Source organism: Streptomyces sp. NPDC036813 (assembly GCF_055609245.1).
In genome coordinates this window covers 50,772-70,595 of record NZ_JBVJPV010000023.1, presented here as the reverse complement: position 1 = coordinate 70,595, position 19,824 = coordinate 50,772, and the positions used below count along the sequence as shown (strand labels likewise).

Annotated in this window: 17 protein-coding genes; 8 read left to right on the top strand and 9 right to left on the bottom strand. The window is 74.0% G+C overall.

Features of this window, described 5'->3' with window-relative positions; translation table 11 throughout:
* Positions 1-59 precede the first annotated feature (59 nt).
* Genes ACZ67Q_RS35315 through ACZ67Q_RS35305 form a run of 3 tightly spaced genes read left to right on the top strand, consistent with a single transcriptional unit; the run spans position 60 to position 3,645 of the window.
* Positions 60-341 (top strand): SHOCT domain-containing protein, encoded by a 282-nt coding sequence (locus tag ACZ67Q_RS35315; protein ID WP_471190546.1) that lies wholly within the window; start codon positions 60-62, stop codon positions 339-341.
* Positions 338-1,087 (top strand): ABC transporter ATP-binding protein, encoded by a 750-nt coding sequence (locus ACZ67Q_RS35310; protein WP_471190545.1) that lies wholly within the window; start codon positions 338-340, stop codon positions 1,085-1,087. Before ACZ67Q_RS35315 ends, ACZ67Q_RS35310 begins: the two co-directional genes overlap by 4 nt.
* Positions 1,084-3,645: an ABC transporter permease gene (locus ACZ67Q_RS35305; protein WP_471190543.1), complete on the top strand. Its 2,562-nt coding sequence runs from the start codon at positions 1,084-1,086 to the stop codon at positions 3,643-3,645. Before ACZ67Q_RS35310 ends, ACZ67Q_RS35305 begins: the two co-directional genes overlap by 4 nt.
* A gap of 345 nt (positions 3,646-3,990) precedes the next feature.
* Here the strand turns inward: ACZ67Q_RS35305 and ACZ67Q_RS35300 are convergent, their stop codons facing one another.
* Entirely contained in the window at positions 3,991-4,584 is a 594-nt protein-coding gene (locus ACZ67Q_RS35300; protein ID WP_471190541.1) for an ATP-binding protein, read from the bottom strand.
* Between the two features lie 204 nt (positions 4,585-4,788).
* Positions 4,789-5,007: a hypothetical protein gene (locus tag ACZ67Q_RS35295; protein WP_471190539.1), complete on the bottom strand. Its 219-nt coding sequence runs from the start codon at positions 5,005-5,007 to the stop codon at positions 4,789-4,791.
* A 355-nt stretch (positions 5,008-5,362) separates the two neighbouring features.
* Here ACZ67Q_RS35295 and cds1 point away from each other — a divergent pair, with 355 nt between their 5' ends.
* On the top strand, positions 5,363-6,487 hold the full coding sequence (gene cds1 / locus ACZ67Q_RS35290) for an L-cysteine desulfhydrase Cds1 (RefSeq protein WP_471190537.1): 1,125 nt from the start codon (positions 5,363-5,365) through the stop codon (positions 6,485-6,487).
* Positions 6,488-6,544: 57 nt separating this feature from the next.
* Here cds1 and ACZ67Q_RS35285 read toward each other — a convergent pair whose 3' ends face one another.
* Together ACZ67Q_RS35285 and ACZ67Q_RS35280 are read right to left on the bottom strand one after the other, a co-directional pair.
* A complete protein-coding gene (locus ACZ67Q_RS35285) occupies positions 6,545-7,015 on the bottom strand; it encodes an SRPBCC family protein (protein ID WP_471190535.1) in 471 nt (156 codons plus the stop codon).
* Positions 7,016-7,073: 58 nt separating this feature from the next.
* Positions 7,074-7,955, bottom strand: a complete 882-nt coding sequence (locus ACZ67Q_RS35280; protein ID WP_471190533.1) for a DeoR/GlpR family DNA-binding transcription regulator — start codon at positions 7,953-7,955, stop codon at positions 7,074-7,076.
* Between the two features lie 288 nt (positions 7,956-8,243).
* Between ACZ67Q_RS35280 and ACZ67Q_RS35275 the strand changes: the two genes are divergently transcribed.
* Positions 8,244-10,679, top strand: coding sequence for a hypothetical protein (locus ACZ67Q_RS35275; RefSeq protein ID WP_471190531.1), 2,436 nt, complete (start codon positions 8,244-8,246; stop codon positions 10,677-10,679).
* 9 nt (positions 10,680-10,688) lie between these two features.
* On the opposite strand, the gene ACZ67Q_RS35270 is transcribed toward ACZ67Q_RS35275, so the two are convergent.
* The 4 genes from ACZ67Q_RS35270 to ACZ67Q_RS35255 all read right to left on the bottom strand — a co-directional run bounded on the left by ACZ67Q_RS35270 (position 10,689) and on the right by ACZ67Q_RS35255 (position 15,420).
* The gene (locus tag ACZ67Q_RS35270; RefSeq protein WP_471190529.1) at positions 10,689-13,124 is read right to left on the bottom strand and encodes a right-handed parallel beta-helix repeat-containing protein; all 2,436 of its coding nucleotides are present in this window, start codon (positions 13,122-13,124) and stop codon (positions 10,689-10,691) included.
* 154 nt (positions 13,125-13,278) lie between these two features.
* A complete protein-coding gene (locus tag ACZ67Q_RS35265; protein WP_471190661.1) occupies positions 13,279-13,884 on the bottom strand; it encodes an Rv1733c family protein in 606 nt (201 codons plus the stop codon).
* 222 nt (positions 13,885-14,106) lie between these two features.
* Positions 14,107-14,943, bottom strand: coding sequence for an MOSC domain-containing protein (locus tag ACZ67Q_RS35260; protein ID WP_471190527.1), 837 nt, complete (start codon positions 14,941-14,943; stop codon positions 14,107-14,109).
* 42 nt (positions 14,944-14,985) lie between these two features.
* On the bottom strand, positions 14,986-15,420 hold the full coding sequence (locus tag ACZ67Q_RS35255; RefSeq protein ID WP_361633111.1) for a DUF6643 family protein: 435 nt from the start codon (positions 15,418-15,420) through the stop codon (positions 14,986-14,988).
* Positions 15,421-15,727: 307 nt separating this feature from the next.
* Between ACZ67Q_RS35255 and ACZ67Q_RS35250 the strand changes: the two genes are divergently transcribed.
* Positions 15,728-17,125: a TerD family protein gene (locus ACZ67Q_RS35250; protein WP_471190525.1), complete on the top strand. Its 1,398-nt coding sequence runs from the start codon at positions 15,728-15,730 to the stop codon at positions 17,123-17,125.
* A 15-nt stretch (positions 17,126-17,140) separates the two neighbouring features.
* Here the strand turns inward: ACZ67Q_RS35250 and ACZ67Q_RS35245 are convergent, their stop codons facing one another.
* Positions 17,141-18,334 (bottom strand): glycosyltransferase, encoded by a 1,194-nt coding sequence (locus ACZ67Q_RS35245; protein ID WP_471190523.1) that lies wholly within the window; start codon positions 18,332-18,334, stop codon positions 17,141-17,143.
* Between the two features lie 54 nt (positions 18,335-18,388).
* Between ACZ67Q_RS35245 and ACZ67Q_RS35240 the strand changes: the two genes are divergently transcribed.
* Positions 18,389-19,159, top strand: coding sequence for a glutamate racemase (locus tag ACZ67Q_RS35240; RefSeq protein WP_471190659.1), 771 nt, complete (start codon positions 18,389-18,391; stop codon positions 19,157-19,159).
* A 93-nt stretch (positions 19,160-19,252) separates the two neighbouring features.
* On the top strand, positions 19,253-19,801 hold the full coding sequence (locus tag ACZ67Q_RS35235) for a hypothetical protein (protein WP_361633103.1): 549 nt from the start codon (positions 19,253-19,255) through the stop codon (positions 19,799-19,801).
* The last annotated feature ends 23 nt before the right edge of the window (positions 19,802-19,824 follow it).

Sequence of the window (19,824 nt, the reverse complement as noted above, 5' to 3'; positions counted from 1 at the left end):
GCCGGGGCGAGGCTCGGAAGCGAACCGCAAGGAACGCACTTCCGAGGAGTTGACCGACCATGCAGACCCTGGCGCACTTCGGCGACGGCGGGCCCGGCCCGTGGATCCTGCTCTTCCCGGTGATCTGGGCCCTGGTCATCGGCGGCGGCATCGCACTGCTGCGCCGCACCGCGTGGCGCGGCGGCCGGCGCGGCCCCTGGCGGCCCCCCGCCGCCGAGGACAACTCACCGCTCACCCTGCTCGGCCGCCGCTTCGCCGCCGGCGAGATCGACGAGGACGAGTACTGGCGCCGGCTGTCCGTCCTGGACGAGCAGTTCGGCCGCAAGGGCGGTGCGGCATGACGACCACCACCGCCGTGCGGACGGCCGCCCGGGTCGTCGACGCCGTCAAGGTGTACGGCAGCGGCGACACCGCCGTCAGGGCCCTGGACGGGGTGAGCGTGGCCTTCCCGGCCGGACGCTTCACCGCGATCATGGGGCCCTCCGGCTCGGGCAAGTCCACCCTCATGCACTGCGCGGCCGGACTCGACACCCTCACCTCCGGCTCCGCCCACATCGGCGACACCGACCTCGCCGGCCTCGACGACCGCCGGCTGACCCTGCTGCGCCGCGACCGGGTCGGCTTCGTCTTCCAGGCGTTCAACCTGGTGCCGACCCTCACCGTCGCCGAGAACATCACCCTGCCGCTCGACCTCGCCGGCACCCGCGGCGACCCGGAGTGGATCGACGCGCTGATCGGCGTCGTCGGGCTGCGCGACCGGCTCCACCACCGTCCCTCCGAGCTGTCCGGCGGCCAGCAGCAACGCGTCGCGGTGGCGCGGGCGTTCGCCGGCCGGCCCGACGTGGTCTTCGCCGACGAGCCGACCGGCAACCTCGACTCCCGCTCCGGCGGCGAGGTCCTCGGCCTGCTGCGCCGGGCGGTGCGTGAGACGGACCGCACCGTCGTCATGGTCACCCATGACCCGGTGGCCGCCGCCCACGCCGACGACGTCGTCTTCCTCGCCGACGGCCGCCTGGTCGACCGGATGCAGGAGCCCACCGCCGACCGCGTGCTGGACCGCATGAAAGCCTTCGAGGTCCCGTCATGAACGCCGCCCTCCGCCTGAGCGTGTCCTCCTTGCGCGCCCACAAGCGCCGCTTCGCCGGGACCTTCCTCGCCGTCTTCCTCGGCGTGGCGTTCCTCGCCGGGACCCTGGTCATGGGCGACACGCTGCGTGCGAGCTTCGACTCCATGTTCGGCAGCGCCACCGCAGGCACCGACGCCGTGGTCCGCAGCGCCGACGCCATCACCACGCCCGGTGAGAGCCAGGGCGTACGGCAGCCCGTGCGCGCCGACCTGGTGAAGAGGATCGAGGACGTGCCCGGGGTCGCCGCGGCCGCGCCGAACATCCAGGGCGCCGGGCAGCTCGTCGGCCGGGACGGCAAGCCCGTCGGCGGCCAGGGACCGCCCACCCTGGCCGGCAACTGGATCACCGACCCGCAGCTCAACCCCTACCGGCTCGCCGAGGGCCGTGTCCCGCGGAAGTCCGGTGAGGTCGTCGTCAACCGGGGCGCCGCCGAGAAGGGCGGACTGCACCTCGGCGACACCACCGTGCTGCGCATCCCCGACCCGGTCCGGGTGCGGATCGTGGGCCTCGCGACCTTCGGCGGCGCGGACGGCATGGCGCAGGTGACGTTCACCGGGATGACGCAGGCCGACGCGGAGAGGTACCTCACCGCGCGGCCCGGAGAGGCGGCGAGCATCCAGGTGCGCGCCGAGCCGGGGGTGAGCCAACGCCGGCTCGTCGACCGGCTCGCACCCGTGCTGCCGCACGGCGTGGAGGCCATCACCGGGCAGGAGTCGGCGCAGGAGAACACGGACATGATCTCCAGTCAGTTCCTGACCCTCTTCACCACCTTCCTGCTCGTCTTCTCCGGTGTCGCCCTGCTCGTGGCGACCTTCTCCATCCACAACACCTTCGCGATCGTCGTCGCCCAGCGCACCCGCGAGAACGCCCTGCTGCGCGCGCTCGGTGCCTCCCGCCGCCAGGTGACCGCGGGGACGCTGGTGGAGGCGAGCGCCGTCGCCGTGACGGCCTCCCTGGCCGGACTCGTGGGCGGCGTCGGGATCGCCGCCGGACTGCAGGCGCTGTTCCCGGCCATCGGGTTCCCGTTCCCGGACGGCGGCCTGGTGATCGGCGCACTGTCGATGACGCTGCCGCTGATGGCCGGCGTCCTGGTCTGCCTCGGATCCGCGCTGCTTCCCGCCGTACGCGCCGGGCGCACCGCGCCGCTGGCCGCCCTGCGGGAGACGGCCGTCGACACCTCGGGCGCCTCCCGGCCGCGCGCCGTCGCCGGCGTGGTGCTGATCGCCCTCGCCGCCGCCGCGACGCTCACCGGCGTCCTGCTCGTGCCGTCGGTGTGGTTCGCGGGGGCGGGTGCCGTACTGGCCCTGGCCGCGTTCGTCGTCCTCGGACCGGTCGCCGCCGGTGTCGCCGTGCGCCTCCTGGGCAGCCCGCTCGACCGGCTGCGCGGGGTGAGCGGCGCCCTCGCCCGGCGCAACGCCCTGCGCAGCCCGAAGCGGACCGCGGCCACCGCGGGGGCGCTGATGATCGGCGTGGCCGTGGTGTCCCTGTTCACCGTCTTCGGCGCTTCGCTGAAGGCCACCATGGACCAGACGGTCTCGCGCTCCTTCGCCGGTGACGTGGCCGTCAGCACCCCGTCGTTCGGGGCGGGCGGCAGCGGGCTGAGCCCGAAACTGGCGCCCGCGATCGCCCGGCTGCCCGAGGTGGACACGGCCGTCGGGCTCGGCAGGGGAGTGGCCCGGGTCGACGGCGAGGGACGCGCGCTGACCGTGACCGACCCGGCCGCCCTGGCCCGTGGCTTCGACCTCGGCACCGTGCGCGGCGACCTGCGCGGCCTGGGCAGCGACGGCATCGCCGTCACGCGCGCGGAGGCGGACCGGCAGGGGCTGAAGCCCGGTGACACCACCGAACTCACCTTCACCGACGGCCGGAAGCAGCCCTTCACCGTCCGCGCGGTCTACGGGCAGTCCGAACTCGCCGGCGACTACGTCATCACCCGCGCCGCCTGGGCCCCACACCGCACCCAGGACTCCGACAGTCTCGTCGCCGTTTCCTTCAAGGACGGCGTGAGCACGGATCAGGGCAAGGCAGCCGTGCAGAAGGTCGCCGCACAGTACGGCGACCCCGAGGTGCAGACCCGCGACGAGTACGCGCAGCCCTCGGCGGGCGGCATCGACACGATGCTCACCCTGGTCTACGCGCTGCTCGCACTCGCGGTGCTGATCGCCCTGCTCGGCATCGCCAACACGCTGACGCTCGCGCTCCACGAGCGCACGCGCGAACTGGGGCTGCTGAGGGCCGTCGGCCAGACCCGCGGCCAGCTGCGGGCCATGGTCCGCTGGGAGTCGGTGCTGGTCGCCGCCTTCGGCACGGCCGGCGGGCTCGGTCTCGGCGCCTTCCTCGGCTGGGTGCTGGTCCAGGCCTCCGACGGCGCGTCGGACAGCGCGTTCGCCTTCGCCCTGCCGCCCGGCCGGCTCGCCGTGGTCGCGCTGGTCGGCCTCGCGGCCGGAGCCCTGGCGGGACTCAGGCCGGCCCGCCGAGCGGCCCGCCTGGACGTCCTGCGGGCGATCGCCACCGAGTGAGGCGCGGCCGCGAGCGATCGTCGTGGCGGCGCCACCCCGGCGATGCGGGAGCGCTCGGGGGGAGGCGGTGGCGCAGGGTGACGGCGGCCGCGGCGAGGCGTTCGTCGGCGGTGTCGTAGTAGGTGGCGGGCGGCGTCAGCGGGACGCGGGAGTGTCGTCCGGGAGGCGGCGGGGTCAGCGGGTGACGCGGGAGCGTTGTGGGGGAGGCGACGCCGTCATCGGGTGGCGCGGGAGCGTTGTCCGGGAGGCGGCGGCGTCATCGGGTGACGCGGCGGCGCCGTCGAGCGATACGGCGGCGCCACGCGGAACTCGGGTCCGCGCGGCGCCGCGCCCCTCACCGCCCGGTCAGCCGACAACGGCCGACCGGGCGGGAGCGTGCGCGTGCGCCGGCGTGGGCTCGTCGACCACCGGCGCGACCGGCGCGACCGGCGCCACCGGCGTCCCGGGCGCCACGGGCTCGACGGCGACCTCGACGAACCGGGGCGCAGTCGCGGCCGTGGGCTGCGGGGTACGCTCCGGCCGGCTGCGGGCCGAGGCGGGCGCGGGCAGCGTGAACCACACGACCTTGCCGTCCTCGCCCTCGGGGCGCGCCCCCCAGTCCTCGCTGACGGCGGCGACCATGGAAAGGCCCCGCCCGCAGGTGGCGTCCGTGTCCGCCGAATGGGCGGCGTCCACGACCGGGAGGCGCGGGTCGCGGTCGCGGACGGAGACCACGAGCCGGTCCAGCAGCAGCTCCATCTCCACGGTGCATGTCTTGTCGGGCTCGGCGTGCTGGTGGACGTTGGTGAGCAACTCCGTCACACCGAGCGTCGCCCGGTCTATGAGTGGGTCCAGATGCCAGTAGCGCAACTGCGCAGATACGATTCTGCGGACTTGGCCGATCCGCGACGGCAGGGCCTGGAGCTCCACCGTGCAGTGCCTGCTCGGGTAACTGATCACGGCTGCGACTCCCCGACGTGAGGTCCGGAAGAACACGGAGTACGGATCTTCAGCAGGACGTCTGCGTGACACTGCCGCCTGCTGTCGTGGCCGGCGGGCTGGTTCGCAGCGTTATCGCCGGTAAACCCTAAGTGACGTGAGAACAGCGTGACCCAAGGGGTGGGGTCCCGCAACTCGCGGCGACCGTTCGACTGCGTCACGTGCTCACCCGCCGCGCACGACGGCGTGGACCGGCATGCGGCCTTGGGCCCTGCGCCTGGGCTCGCGGAAGGGCACCGCCCGCCCCGGGGGACCCGCGGCCTCGCTGCCCGGACGGGTGGGCAATTCGGGCCCGCCCTCGATCCGGACCTGCCCGGCCCCGGTGAACGAACGCCGCCTGTTGTCGATCCGCACGTCCGTGGCCGTGAACTCCGGCTCCGCCATGCCGACCTGCCCCCCTCGCGCGTGTGTGTGATCCGGGCGCGCCCCGCCGGGCGCACGGGGTCCCCGTCCCGTAGGAGCCGGGACTGTGGGCCTCGTCACGTCCGGCAGTCTGCCCGCGCGCCGCGCCGAGCACCAGGGTGCGACAGCGCGTCCCGGCGCACTGACCGAATGCGCCCCCCACGTCACAGTGCACCCGCACAGCTGTGCCCCGGCCGTCTCGCGCAGGCGTGCCCCAGCGTTGCTTTGAGCCGCTCAAAGGCGCGTTTATGCAGGTGAGAAGTGGTGCGAGGGGTGCTTATCATCGGGGTGTCGGCCGCGCGACGCGCCGTCGGCGCGAAGTGTGAGGAGCACTGTCGTGAGCACCATCGAGCACACCCCGGCCGGCGCGACCCTGGACGTCGACCGCAGCGACATCGCCTACCGCGACTGGCTGAAAGAAGCCGTCCGCAAGGTCCAGGCCGACCACAACCGCTCGGCCGACACCCACCTGCTGCGCTTCCCGCTGCCCGAGCGCTGGGGTATCGACCTCTACTTGAAGGACGAGTCGACGCACCCCACCGGCAGCCTCAAGCACCGCCTCGCCCGCTCCCTCTTCCTCTACGGCCTGTGCAACGGCTGGATCCGCCCGGACCGCCCGGTTATCGAGGCGTCCAGCGGCTCCACCGCCGTGTCCGAGGCGTACTTCGCCAAACTGATCGGCGTGCCGTTCGTCGCGGTGATGCCGCGTACGACGAGCGCCGAGAAGATCCGCCTGATCGAATTCCACGGCGGCCGCTGCCACTTCGTGGACGACCCGCGCACGATGTACGAGGAGTCCGCCCGCCTCGCGGCGGAGACCGGCGGCCACTACATGGACCAGTTCACCTACGCCGAACGGGCCACGGACTGGCGCGGCAACAACAACATCGCCGAATCCATCTTCCGGCAGCTGGAGTTGGAGCGGTTCCCGGAACCGGCGTGGATCGTCGCCACCGCCGGCACCGGGGGCACGTCCGCGACCCTCGCGCGCTACGTCCACTACATGCAGTACGACACCCGGATCTGTGTCGCCGACCCGGAGAACTCCTGCTTCTTCGAGGGCTGGACCACCGGCGATCCGGACGTCACGTGCGACTGCGGCTCGCGGATCGAGGGCATCGGCCGGCCGCGCATGGAACCGAGCTTCGTGCCGGGCGCCGTCGACCGCATGATGAAGGTCCCCGACGCGGCCTCCGTCGCAGCGGTACGCGCCCTGGAGCGGGTCATCGGCCGCAAGGCGGGCGGCTCGACGGGCACCGGCCTGTGGAGCGCCCTGAAGATCGTCGCCGAGATGGTCGCCCAGGGCCGCCAGGGCAGCGTCGTCACCCTGCTGTGCGACCCCGGCGACCGTTACCTCGACAAGTACTACTCCGACGCCTGGCTCGAGGAACAGGGCCTGGACATCGCACCGTACGCCACCGCGATCGACTCCCTGCTGGCGACGGGGGTGTGGCCGGACTGAGGCGGCAGGGCTCACGGGGGCCCGGCGTGCACGTGAGGCCGGCGGGAGGGAGAGGCGCTAGCCCGCCAGCCGCCGGTCCAGTGCCGTCACCGGGTCGCGGAAGGCCCGGCCCAGGCCGGGGCGGGCCGCAGCCAGCGCGAGCCGGAACGGGAGCGTGCCGTCGGCGGCGAAGGTCCACTGGACGCGGGTGCCCGTGCCGGCCGGCGCGAGACGCCACTCCTCGACCAGCGCGCGGGCGCCCGGCGCGTTGATCACGTCGACCCGGTAGGTGTACACCTCCGGCTCCTTCGCCACAAGGATCGTCTCCAGGCAGCGGACCCCGCCCCGCAGCCGCACCTCCCGCCGCGCGCCGTCGCCGAAGGGCCGGGCCAGCGTCAGCGCGGAGAACCACGCGGGCCAGCCCGGCACGTCCTCTGCCAGCGCCCGGTACACCTGCTCCGGCGAGGCCGCGACCTCCCGTGCGAAGACGTGCCGTACGGCGGCGGTGTCCAGGAAGCCGGGTTCCACCGGGTGCAGACGGTGAGCCATGGGTGCATCCCCCTTCGCAGCGGCCCGTGTTCGGGCCGCCACGACAGCTGGCGGACCGTCAGTTGTCTGCGGGCTGCCCCGGTTCGCCGTCCTGGCCGGGTTCGCCGTCCTGGCCGGGCTCAGGATCCAGGTCGGGCTCGCCCGCGACCACCAGCCGCACCTGCTCCGCGATCTCCGCGCGCGCCCCGCGCGGCAGCCCGGCGTCGGTCACCCAGGTGTCCACCTGGTCCAGCTTCGCGAACGAACTCAGGCCCACGGTGCCCCACTTGGTGTGGTCGGCGACCACGACGACCCGCCGCGCCGACTGCACCAGGCGCCGGTTCGTCTCCGCCTCCGCGAGGTTCGGCGTCGACAGCCCCGCCTCCACCGATATCCCGTGCACCCCGAGGAACAGCACGTCGAAGTGGAGCGCCGCGATCGCCTGGTCCGCCACCGGTCCCACGAGCGAGTCGGACGGGGTGCGCACACCACCGGTGAGCACCACCGTGGCCGCCCCCTGCCGCGGACCGGAGGTGCGCTGCGCCGCGTGGAAGACGTCGGCCACCCGCACCGAGTTGGTCACCACGGTCAGATCCGGCACGTCCAGCAGCCGGTGCGCCAGCGCATACGTCGTCGTACCGCCCGACAGGGCGATCGCGCTGCCGGGCACGACCAGTTCGGCCGCGGCCCGCGCGATGTCCTCCTTCGCCGTCAGCTCCAGGCCGGACTTGGCCTCGAACCCCGGCTCGTGCGTGCTCGCCTCGACCACCGGAACCGCGCCACCGTGCACCTTCTCCAGCACACCCTGCCGGGCCAGAGCGTCCAGGTCGCGGCGGACCGTCATGTCCGACACGCCGAGCTTGCGGGTCAGCTCGTTGACCCGGACCCCGCCCCGGCGCCGGACCTCGTCCACGATCAGGGCGCGCCGCTGCTCCGCGAGGAGGTTCTGATTCTCACTCACGTGACGCTCCGGTCCTTTCGCCTCAAACCGCCGTCTGCTCCGACCCGCCCGGCGCACCCGCCGCGACAAGGAGATGCTCCCGTCCGGGTGTGCGGACGTCCCATCCTCGCACGTCGCCCCGTACAGCGCGCCACCCGCCCGGCCCGTCGCGCACATGCCATCCGAGTGCCGCCGCCCGGCCCGCCGCCGCACGGATCGGGGAGATTCCGTGACGGAGGGTGTACGGCCCGCCGCGAAGGGAGATCCTTGTGCCGGCACGACACAGCCGACGGCGGCACCGCGGGAGAAGTGCGGACAGTGGAACGCGCGCAGACGACAGCCCTGGAACTCCTCGTTCACGGAGTAGGGGGCGCCACACCCGAGAAGATGCTGGGCGATCCGCGGACGGTCCGGATCACCGGCGACGACACGGCCGCCGTGTTCCGGCGCGCCGACGACGTGGACGCCGAGCAACGCCCGGCCGACCACCGCGGCGCCCCGGTGCCCGAGGCGTACGTGTGGTGCAACCTCACCTCCGGCAACGGCACCCGCGCACTGTGGCTGCTGCTCCTGCCGTTCATGGTGGTCAACCTCGCCCACTGGATGCGGCCCGACGCCCACGGCCGCCGCCGCACCGTGCGCCTGTACGGGCTGCTCGTGCGGCTCGCCGGACTGACCCTGACCGTCCTGCTGGTGGCCGCCGCCTGCGAGGTGGCCCTGGACCTCGCCGCCTGGCAGTGCGCGGGCACGCACGCGTGCGCGCGGCGCCACTCGTGGCTCGGCTTCCTGTCGCCCACCGAGTCCGCGGGCGGCTGGTGGAGCCGCCCGGGGCGCCGGCTCGCGCTCGCCGCGCTCGTCCCCGCCGCGCTGACCGGACTGCTGTGGTACCTCTCCCTGCGCACCTGGAACGCCTACGAGTCCACCGAACCGATGGACCGCCCCGTCGAACCCGACGAGACGGCCGGCCGCACCGCCCTGAGCCGGCCCGGCTTCTGGTACGGCCGCCGCCTGGTCGCCCGGCTGCGCGCCGCGCACACCGCCGCCGGACTGCTCACCGTGGCCGCCGCCCTGACCGCGGCGGCGGCGCGCTTCGACCGGCGGGCGGGCGGGCCCGCCGTACTGGACCTCCTGGGACGGCTGCTGGAAGGCGCTGTCCTGGCCGGCGCGGTCAGCGTCGTCTGGGTCGTGTGCCGCCGCGGCCGCAGCGAACGGCGACCGGACCGCGCCCTCGACGCCCACCTCGTGCGGTGGCTGCCACTGGCCGCACTGCTGCTCCTGCTCGCAGCCGCGGTCTACGCCGGCTGGGAACGGCCGGGCTGGCGGTCGGACGGCCGACTGCCGGGGAACGCGACGTTCGGCGGCATCACCCTCGTCCAGAGTCTGCTCGTCGTCGTCCTCGGCGTGGTCGCCCATCTGCTGCACCGCACCCGGCCCGACCGGCGCGCCGCGATGCGCGGCCTCGGCGGCCCCGCCGTGGCCATGCTCGCCTGCGCCCTGGGCGGAGTGATGTCCGGCGGCGTGTCGCAGCGGGTCGCCGACTGGCTGGACGGCACCCGCGCCTCGATCCCGGGCCCGCCCGTCCTCCTCACCTGGCAGGCCTCCGTCATCCCGCCCATGGTCCTGGTGGTGCTCGCGCTGGGCGGCTGGCTCGCCCACCGGGCCTGGCGGCTGCGCCGCGCGGAGATCCCCGACGTCCGGCGGGACTACCCCGGCGCGGCCGGCGACACGGCCCTTACCCGCCGTATCGCCACCGTGCGCGCGCTGGCCTCGCTCACCGACCGCGGGCCCCGGATCGTCGCGATCACCTCCGTCACCACGCTGCTGCTCGGCGCCGCTGCCCTGGTGGGCGCGCTGGGCAGCGGCCGGACCCCGGTGGGTGCCGCCCGGGACGCGCACCCCTTCGTGCAGGGCGCCGCGGAGACCGTGCAGGCGCTCGGCTCCTGGCTGATAGGGCTCGGCTTCCTGCTGTTCGTCACCTGGGGGCGGCGCGCCTACAAGGACCCCTCGGCCCGGCGCACCATCGGCATCCTGTGGGACGTCGGCACCTTCTGGCCGCGCGCCGCGCACCCCTTCGCGCCGCCCTGCTACGCCGAGCGCGCGGTGCCCGACCTGACCTGGCGGGTGGCCACCTGGACCCGGACCACCGGCGGCCGGCTGGTGATCTCCGGGCACTCCCAGGGCAGCGTGCTCGCCGCGGCCGCCGCCTGGCAGCTGCCGCCGTCCGCCCGTCGTCGTGTGGCGCTGCTGACCTACGGCTCCCCGATCGAACGTCTCTACGGCCGCTGGTTCCCCGCCCACTTCGGGCCGGCCGCGCTCAGCTCGCTGCACCAGGACGTCGACCGCTGGCGCAACCTGTACCGGCTCACCGACCCCATCGGCGGTCCGGTGCGGCTCACCGACGCGTGCGGGCCCGAGGTCGACCGGGCACCCCTGAAGGATCCCCTGTCCTACGGCCGCAGCGCCCTGCATCCGCTGCCCGAACCGGTCCTCGGCCACTCCGACTACCAGGCAGACCCGGCCTTCGCCGAGGAACGACGGCTGCTGCTGGCCCGCATGCAGCCGTCGGATCCCGTCGTCGCGGACAGCGCGGGGGAGGCCGAGCCGTGCGGCGTCGCGCGGGAGTCCGAGCCGTACCGCGCGGCCGGGGAGCCCGAGTCGTCGGGCGCGCCCGGGGTGCCCGCCCAGCGACCGCAGGACGGCGAGCGGCGACCGCAGGAAGGCGAGCGGTCCGCGGAGAGCACCTGAGCGGCGGCGTCAGGGCAGGTCCGGCAGGTCCTCCGGATACAGCAGGGTCAGGTCGTCGGTGTCCGGCTCGGCCAACTGCGCAACCCGCCCGGCGTGCCGTTCCACCATCGCCTCGAACGTCTGCCGGGCTGTGCGCCCGTTGCCGAAGGCCGGGCCCTTGGGGATCGCCGTGAAGTACTTCAGCAGCGCCTCGGCCGTGCCCGGCGACAGCCGGTACTCGTGTTCCTCCGCCTGCTGCTCCACGATCCGCAGCAGCTCGTCGGGGCCGTAGTCGCCGAAGGTGATCGTCCGTGAGAAGCGGGACGCGACCCCGGGGTTGACGGAAAGGAAGCGCTCCATCTCCGCGGTGTAGCCGGCGACGATCACGACGACCGCGTCGCGGTGATCCTCCATCAGCTTCACCAGCGTGTCGATGGCCTCCTTGCCGAAGTCCCGTCCGCCGTCCTCGGGCGAGAGCGCGTACGCCTCGTCGATGAACAGCACCCCGCCGTGCGCCCGTTGGAACGCCTCCTGGGTCCGGATCGCCGTGGAGCCGATGTGCTCGCCGACCAGGTCGACGCGGGACACCTCCACCAGGTGGCCCTTGTCCAGCACACCGAGGGAGGCGAGGATCTCGCCGTAGAGGCGGGCGACCGTCGTCTTGCCCGTGCCGGGGGAGCCGGTGAACACCAGGTGCCGTTTGACGGAGGCCGCCTTCAACCCGGCCTCCCGGCGGCGCCGGCCCACCTCGATCATGTCGGTGAGCGCGCGGACCTCCCGCTTGACGCTCTCCAGGCCGACCAGCGCGTCGAGTTCACCTAGCACGTCCTTGCTGGTGCGCACGGGCTGCGAGCGTTCCTCGGCGTCGGGCGGCTCGGGTGGGGTGGCGCGCTGGTCCGGGACCGCGCCGAGCAGCCCCGTCGATCCGCCCACCGGCTGGACGGCCGTCTCCCGCACCACCGGGGGCCGCAGGCTCGCGCTCTCGTCGCTGGTGCAGTCCTCCACCAGCGGTCCGGTCCCCGAACCGGCGTCCGGGCCGCCCTCGGCGAACTCGTAACCCCCGCGCGCGCAGCGCTCCGTGCGGCACTTCTTCAGCGTCGTACGGCAGCCGTCGATCACATGGAAGCCGTAGCCGTCGCTGCCCGACACCCGGCAGCCGACGAAGCTGCCGCGGCCGCCCGCCGAGACGTAGAAACCGGCCTCGCCGGGGGAGTCGACCGTGCACCGCTCGACCGTGGGGTCCGCGCCCTTGGTGACGATCACGCCGGTCTGAGTGCCCGCGATCGTGCAGGAGTTGAGGGTGCCGCCGCTGCCGTGGTCACGGAACCACGCACCGGTCGCCGCGTCCCGGATCCGGCAGTCGTCGAGCTGCGCGGTGGCGCCGTCGCTGACCGACACGGCGGTGTTGCGCACCTGGAACAGGTCGCTGTCGACGACGTCCACACGCGAACCCCGGTCGAGGACGAACAGCGCGTCGGGGACGTCGTGCACCCGGCAGGAGTCCAGTACGGCGGTCGCGCCGTCGCTGACCCAGACGGCCGGGTAGTCCCCGGTGCTGTCGAAGATCTCGCACTGGTTGGCGTCCACCCGGGTGCCCGGGTCCCACACCGACAGACCGTTGCGGCCGAACTGCCGCACCGACGTGCGGGTGAGCGTGAGCACCGAACGCGAGCGCAGATCGACCGCGTTCTCGGGGATGTCGTGCAGCCGGCAGTCGGCCAGGGTGACCACCGCTTCGGTATCCAGCGTGACCCCGTCGGCGGTGGTGCGGTGCACGTCGCAGTCGGTGAGATGGGCGGTGGCCCGGCCGGTGATCTGCACCCCGGTGCCGCGCACCTCGTACACCTCGCACCCCACCGCCTCCAGGGCGGAGCCGTCCCCGGTCGCGGACAGCCCGGCGCCGGAGGCGTGGTGGACACGGCAGCGCTCGAGCCGCGGGTGGGCACCACCGCGCACCGCGACGCCCGCCCCTCCGGCGGCGACCACCTCGCAGTCCTCGAACACCCCGCCCCCACCGTCGACGACGGCGATTCCCACACCGGCCGGGTTGTCCACGGTCAGCCGCCGCACGGTGGGCCGGGCGCCGCCGCGGACCTCCACCCCGGCCGCCGAACGCGTCACGATCCGGATGTCCTTGAGCTCCGGCGTGCCCTCCTCGACCAGCACGGCGGGTGCCGCCGTGTCCTGGCCCTCCACGTGCAGGTCCTGCACCACGGCCGAGGCCCGCACCGTCAGCGGCACGCCGTCGACGGGCGCGATGCGCACACTGCCGGGGGATCCCTCCGGGCCGCGCAACGTCACCGCCCGCTCCACGACGAGGTTCTCCCGGTAGGTGCCGGGGGCGACGGTGAGGACGTCCCCGTCGGTCGCGGCCTCCAGGGCGGCGGCGAGCGACGCGTACTCACCCGTGCGGCGCCGCCACCGCGATGTGCCGGTGTGCGTCACCTGGACCGTGCCCTGTGCCATGGCGTTGCTGTGCCCCCACCTCGTCGTACCTGTGGCTCGTTCGCCGTCGGGGCGCGCCCCTGCGGCTCCCTCACACGCGGGATGTTGCCGAAGAGCTCGGCCGGTCCACCGTAGCGTGCGCGGGGCCGGTGAGTTGACCGGAGGCGGAACGCGGTCAGCTGCCGGCGCCCGTCCGGCCCCAGTCCGGGCCCGCCCGCAGCCAGGCACGGTCCCAGCGGGCGTAGCGGCGGCGGACCATGCGCCAGACGACCAGCCGTCTGCCCGCCTCGATGAGGCCGGCCACCGCGAGGCCCGTGCCGACGCCGGCGAGCACGGCGTGCGTGGCGGCGGTGGCGGGGTCCAGGGGACGGGCCGCGAGGTCGCCGTGCGGGTCCGTCCATATCGTGAAGTGGTCGCCGTGCTCCGGCGACTTCAGCGTCGTCATGACCGGGGCGTGGTGTGCGCTGCCGTCGGGGCCCCGCCAGTCGGCGAGGACCCGGCTGCGGGTGTCGCGGCCGGCGGCCAGGTCGGGATTGGCCTCCAGCGGGGAGCGCTTCACCTCGTGGTCCACGGTGGCCGCCACCTCGTAGCGCGTGTGCCTCTGGTCGCGGACCGACTGCTGCAGGGCGCCGTCGGCGGCCCTGCCGGCGAGGGTGCCGGTCACCGGCGCGACGACAAGGATCAGCAGCAGGGCCGTCAGGGCCACCCAGCTCTCCGCCAGGTCCGTCCCGCGGCGCAGCGGATTGCGCCGCCAGCGCCACAGCCCGAGGATCGCTCGCACCATCTCCCGCACCCCCTTCCCGCTCCGTGATAACTCCGTGCGGAGCCGTTCACCGGAGAACCCGGCGGAAGAGAGAGGGAAATCACCTCCCACCGGCGGTTCTCAGGAACCTCTCATCCTTCCAACGAGCGGCTCCCGGCGAAGGGTTCCCCGCGGCGCGCCGGATCCACGCGGACTCGACCGGGGCGGTGGGGCTGGAGCGGGAGAAGCGGGCGGCCCGGGTCAGGACGGGGAGTCGTCGAGGACGCGGACGGGGTCGCCCACGCGGATCGTGCCGGGGGTGAGGGGCACCAGGTTCTGGCCGAAGACCAGCCGGTTGCCGAAGCGGCGGTGCCGGCCGAGGGTGCGCAGGGGCTCCTTCCCGCGCACGGCGGTGTCCTGGTCGGTGGTGGTGACGACGCACCGTCCGCTCGGTTTGGCCACCCGCAGGACGACGTCGCCGATGGCGATGCGGGACCAGCCGTCCTCGGCCCACGGCTCGGTGCCCGCCACGACCACGTTGGGCCGGAAGCGGTTCATGGGCAGCGGGCCCTCGTGGGCGTACGCGCCCTGCGCCAGCAGGGAGTTGAGGGCGTCCAGGGACGCCGTGGTGGTGAGCAGCAGCGGGAAGCCGTCGGCGAACGAGACGGTCTCACCGGGCACCGCGTACTCGGGATCCACCGGGCGGCGCACGGCCGGGTCGTCCATGTGTACCAGTCGCACGTCGGCGCCGAGGTAGGAACTGCACCAGGCGTGGGCGCCGGCGTCGGCGGGCACTGCTTCCACCTTGTCGCCGAAGATGTCCACCGTCACCGTGCCCGGCCCGCCGGGGACGGCGACGGCCAGCGGGCCGAGACCGGGAGCGGACAGCCGCAGGCCGCCGCCGGGCAAAGGCTCGGCGGCGGCCAGGGCGAGGCGTGGCTGCTCGCGCTGGGTGACGACCTTTCCCCCGTCGTCGATCAGCACCCAGCGCCGGTCTCCGGCCAGCCCCCAGGGCTCCACGACAGCTTCCCGGAGCGACATGCTCCGGAACGCCTTGACCGGATGGACGTGTATCGAGAGCAGCTCCGCGTTCCCCATGGGGACATCCTGCCAGCCGGCACCGACATCCCCGGGGCTGGATCAGTAACCGCGGTACTGCTGGTTGTTGTACGGATCCTGGTACGGCGCCGGGGCGGGCCGGGGAGCCGCGGGGCGCATCGCCTCGTAGCCCATGTTCTGCGGCGCCGCCGGGCGGGGCTGCTGGGGCTGCTGGCCCGGGTAGCCGCGCGGCGCGGTGGCCTGCTGAGGGATGTAGGCCGTGGGCGCCTGCTGCAGCGGGGCGGGCTGCTGCATGTGCGGGTAGCCGTAGGAGGGCTGGGACGGCGCCGCCGGGAGGGCGGGCAGGGCGGACGGCAGCGCGGGCAGCTGGCTGCCGGGCATGTCGTACGCGGCGGGGACCCGGATCGGGGCGATCTGCGGAGTGCCCCGCTCGGCCACGAGCGAGTCGTAGATCGGGGTGTCCGGGAAAGAGGCGGAGTAGTAGCCGCCACCATAAGTGGAGCGGGGGGAGGTCATGGCACATAAGTTAAGCCCACGATGTGCTGGTTGGGGAGACCGATAAGAGGGTTGTTTTGCGTGCCCTGAGTGACCACGGATCCCCAATCCGAGCGAACGTGGGAAAAAGGGGCAGCAGGGATGGCGATATTCCTGTAAAGCGCGAGTTCCCAAGGGGTTACCGGCGGTTGACGGGCTGTGCGGGACCGTCACGGATGCGACCCTGAGGGTGCTGTGGCAGCGGCCGGAAGACGACGGTCGGATGACGCACCGTGGTCGCCGGTGAGCGGCGCGGAGCGGTGACACGTGATGGGGGCGGGACATGTCAATGGCCAAGGGATCGAACACGCCGGTGCCGACGACGGCGCTGCGCGTCGAACTGGGCTGGCGTCCCGGCCCCGGCGTACCCGACGCGGACGCCTCCGCACTGCTCCTGGCCGGTGCGAAGGTGCGCTCCGACGCCGACTTCGTCTTCTACAACCAGCCCGCCCACCCCTCCGGCGCGGTCCGCCACGAGGGCAAGCGGCAGGCCGGAGACCGGGTGACCGACACGCTCCTGGTCGACCTCGCGCGCGTGGAGGGCCCCATCGAGCGGGTCGTCCTCGCGGCCTCCGCCGACGGCGGCGCCTTCGGCCAGGTACCCGGCCTGTACATCGAGGTGCGCGACGCCGCGCAGGGCGGCGTGGTCGCCCGCTTCGACAGCACCGGCGCGAGCGTCGAGACGGCCTTCGTGCTCGGCGAGTTCTACCGCCGTCAGGGCGCCTGGAAGTTCCGCGCCGTCGGGCAGGGCTACAGCAGCGGACTCGAGGGCCTCGCCACGGACTTCGGCATCACGGTGGACGAACCCCAGAACGCCCCCGCCCCGCACACCGCCCAGCCCACGCCACCACCGCCGAACCCCTGGGGCGCCCCGGCACCGCCCGCGCCCCCGTTGACCATGCCGGCGCCCGGCACCACACCCACCTACGGCACCCCGCCGCCTGCGTCCCCCTACGGCACGCCCCCGCCTTCGCCGTCCTACGGCACGCCCCCGCCCTCGTACGGCACCCCGCCGCCCCCGGCTGGGGGCCCCGCGCCCGCGCAGCCCGTCCGGCTGACCAAGGTGACGCTGACCAAGGCGGCGCCCGCCGTCTCGCTCGCCAAGCAGGGCGGCACCTCCGGGGCCCTGCGCGTCAACCTCAACTGGGAGGTGCGCAAGCAGTTCTCGGGGTGGGGCAGCAAGCGCGGCCGGGCCGTCGCCCTGCACAACGACCTCGACCTCGACCTGTGCGCCCTGTACGAACTCGCCGACGGCCGCAAGGGCGTCGTGCAGGCCCTCGGCAACGCCTTCGGCGCCCTGCAGCAGCCGCCGTACATCCACCTCGACGGCGACGACCGCACCGGAGCCGTGGAGACCGGTGAGAACCTCACCGTCAATCTCGATCACATCCGGGACTTCCGGCGCATCCTCGTCTTCGTCACCATCTACGAGGGCGCCCGCTCGTTCGCCGACCTGCACGCCACGGTCACGCTCCAGCCGCAGTACGGCGCCCCCATCGAGTTCTCCCTCGACGAGTGCACCGTGCCCTCGCCGGTCTGCGCGCTGGCCCTGATCACCAACACCGGCGGCGACCTCGTCGTCCAGCGCGAGGCCCGTTACCTGGTGCCCGACCGAGGTGTCAGCCCGCAGCGCACCGTCGACCATGTCTACGGCTGGGGCATGAACTGGACCCCGGGTCGCAAGTAGGACGCCGGCAGGCCGTCAGCTCTCGTCGGGCACGGCGTCCGGGCGCGCGTAGGTGCGGCCCTTCCAGGCCGCACCGCGCCCCCGGTAGTGCTGCACCGCCGAGTCGAGGGTCATCAGCAGGTACAGAAGCGCGGTGAACGGCAGCAGCGGAGCGAGCCACAGCGGCTGCCGGTAGTACCGCAGCATCGGCACGTACGTCCCCGTCATCACCAGCCACGCGGCCCCGCCGAGCAGCGCGAGCACACCGTCGCCGGTGCCCAGGCCCGCGAGCAGCGCGACGGGCGGCACCAGGTAGACCAGGGCGAGCCCGGCGACCGTGCCGAGCAGCAGCAGCGGGTTGTGCCGCAGTTGCGCGTAGGCGCTGCGCGAGACCATCCGCCACAGATCGTGCAGGCGCGGATAGGGCCGCACACTGTCCACGGACTCCGCCAGACCGAGCCAGATGTGCCCGCCGGCCTTCCTCACCGCCCGCGCGAGGGCCACGTCGTCGATGACGGCGTGCCGGATGGCGTCCGGGATCCGGGCTCGTACGGCCGTCTCGGTCCGCAGCAGGACGCAGCCGCCGGCCGCTGCCGCCGTACGACCGCCCCGGCGGCCGATCCGGCGGAAGGGATACAGCTGCGCGAAGAAGTAGACGAAGGCGGGCACCACCAGCCGCTCCCACAGGCTCTCCACCCGCAGCCGCGCCATCTGCGACACGACGTCGAAGCCCCCGGTCTCCGCGGCTGCGACCAGGCCGCGCAGGCTGTCCGGGGCGTGAGCGATGTCCGCGTCCGTCAGCAGCAGATAGCGGGGCTCACGCGCGCGTGCCAGCGCGATGCCGTGCCGCACCGCCCACAGCTTGCCCGTCCAGCCCGCGGGCGGCTCGCCCGGCGAGCCGACGGTCAGCGGCAGCCCGCCGCAACGCTCGGCCAGCTCCCGCGCGAGCGCCCCGGTGCCGTCCGAGCTGCCGTCGTCCACCAGGTAGACCTCCGCCCGCCCCGGATAGTCCTGCGTCAGCAGCGACGGCAGACTGTGCGGCAGCACCTCCGCCTCGTCACGCGCCGGTACGACGACGCAGACCGACGGCCACGCGCGTGGCTCCCGGCGCGGCGGCAGACGCACGTCCGTGCGCCAGAACATGCCTTGCGCCAGCAGCAGCCACAGCCAGGCGGCGAGGGACACGGCGGCAATCCACACGAAGGCGCTCACCTGCGCAGTGTGCCCCACCACGACGACCCGACGGAGGCCATCGTCTATCGTGGCCGGGTGAAGATCGCGCTCATGGACTCCGGAATCGGGCTGTTGGCGGCCACCGCCGCGGTGCGGCGCCTGCGCCCCGACGCCGATCTCGTGCTCTCCCTCGACCCGGACGGCATGCCCTGGGGCCCGCGCACCCCGCAGGACCTCACCGCGCGCGCCGTCGCCGTCGCCGAGGCCGCGGCCGCCCACCGGCCCGACGCGCTGATCGTCGGCTGCAACACGGCGACCGTGCACGCCCTGCCCGCGCTGCGGGCCCTGCTGGAGCCCGGGATCCCGGTCATCGGCACGGTTCCCGCGATCAAGCCGGCCGCGGCCGGCGGCGGCCATGTCGCGATCTGGGCGACGCCCGCCACCACCGGCAGCGACTACCAGCGCGGACTCATCCGCGACTTCGCCGACGGCGTCCCGGTGGCGGAGGTGCCCTGCTGGGGTCTCGCCGAGGCCGTCGAGCACGCCGACGAGACGGCCATCGACGCCGCCGTCGCCGCGGCGGCGGCCCTCACCCCGGAGGACGTCACCACGGTCGTCCTGGGCTGCACCCACTACGAACTCGTCGCCGAACGCATCCACGCCGCCGTACACCGGCCCGGTCGCCCGAAGCCGGCGCTGTACGGCTCCGCCGGGGCCGTGGCCGCGCAGGCGCTGCGCCGGATGGGAGAGGTCGCCGCACCCGAGGCGCCCGCCGTCGGCACGCTCACCGTGCTGCTCAGCGGCCGCGAGGGCACCCTGCCGCAGGCCGCGCTGGCCTACGAGGAAGGCAGGCTGCTGCCGGCGGTCAGCCCGGCGTCGTAGGGCACGGCGCCGTCGGCGGACGGCGCACTCCGCCGGAGCAGTCACGGAGTGCGACCCGGTACCCGCACAGCGAAACATGAGTACCCTCAAGGCATGAGGGACGACCGCCTCCGCGACGCCGACGCCCCGCTGCCCGTGGTCTGGCACGGACGCGCCACCAATCGCGTCCAGTGGCTGCTGGCGCTGGTGGGCGTCGCCTGTGTGGCCCTCGGCATCGAGCTCGCCGTGGACTCGGCCTGGACGTCCGGGATCACGGCGCTCGCCATGGCGGTCGTGGGCTGCATCGCCGCCGGGCTGCTCGTCGTCTTCGGCACCCTCGCCTTCGTGCACGTCGACCTCAAGCTCGACCGGGAATGCCTCGAGGTGCGCTGCGGCCACATCGGTCTGCCGCGCCGGCGCATCCCCCTGGACCACATCGCGGGCGCCGAGGTCGCCCCGCACGTCACCCCGCGCCACTGGGGTGGCTGGGGCTACCGCTGGCGGCCCGAGAAGGGCACGGCCGTCGTCGTACGCCGCGGCGAGGGCGTGGTGCTGCGGCTGTGGGACGGGCACACGTTCACCATCACCGTGGACAACGCCGAAGCCGCGGTCCGGATGATCCGTGACCGGCTGCGGCCGACGTCCCCGGGCGCGCTGCGCTGACGCGCCGCTGAGGCGGGCGGTCC

What these genes read in the sequence shown, in the direction of transcription:
- ACZ67Q_RS35255 (WP_361633111.1), bottom strand. Translation starts at nt 15,420, where the DNA reads ATGACCTCCCCCCGCTCCACTTATGGTGGCGGCTACTACTCCGCCTCT.
- ACZ67Q_RS35315 (WP_471190546.1), top strand. Translation starts at nt 60, where the DNA reads ATGCAGACCCTGGCGCACTTCGGCGACGGCGGGCCCGGCCCGTGGATC.
- ACZ67Q_RS35270 (WP_471190529.1), bottom strand. Translation starts at nt 13,124, where the DNA reads ATGGCACAGGGCACGGTCCAGGTGACGCACACCGGCACATCGCGGTGG.
- ACZ67Q_RS35310 (WP_471190545.1), top strand. Translation starts at nt 338, where the DNA reads ATGACGACCACCACCGCCGTGCGGACGGCCGCCCGGGTCGTCGACGCC.
- ACZ67Q_RS35285 (WP_471190535.1), bottom strand. Translation starts at nt 7,015, where the DNA reads ATGGCTCACCGTCTGCACCCGGTGGAACCCGGCTTCCTGGACACCGCC.
- ACZ67Q_RS35305 (WP_471190543.1), top strand. Translation starts at nt 1,084, where the DNA reads ATGAACGCCGCCCTCCGCCTGAGCGTGTCCTCCTTGCGCGCCCACAAG.
- ACZ67Q_RS35250 (WP_471190525.1), top strand. Translation starts at nt 15,728, where the DNA reads ATGGCCAAGGGATCGAACACGCCGGTGCCGACGACGGCGCTGCGCGTC.
- ACZ67Q_RS35235 (WP_361633103.1), top strand. Translation starts at nt 19,253, where the DNA reads ATGAGGGACGACCGCCTCCGCGACGCCGACGCCCCGCTGCCCGTGGTC.
- ACZ67Q_RS35260 (WP_471190527.1), bottom strand. Translation starts at nt 14,943, where the DNA reads ATGGGGAACGCGGAGCTGCTCTCGATACACGTCCATCCGGTCAAGGCG.
- ACZ67Q_RS35240 (WP_471190659.1), top strand. Translation starts at nt 18,389, where the DNA reads ATGGACTCCGGAATCGGGCTGTTGGCGGCCACCGCCGCGGTGCGGCGC.
- ACZ67Q_RS35295 (WP_471190539.1), bottom strand. Translation starts at nt 5,007, where the DNA reads ATGGCGGAGCCGGAGTTCACGGCCACGGACGTGCGGATCGACAACAGG.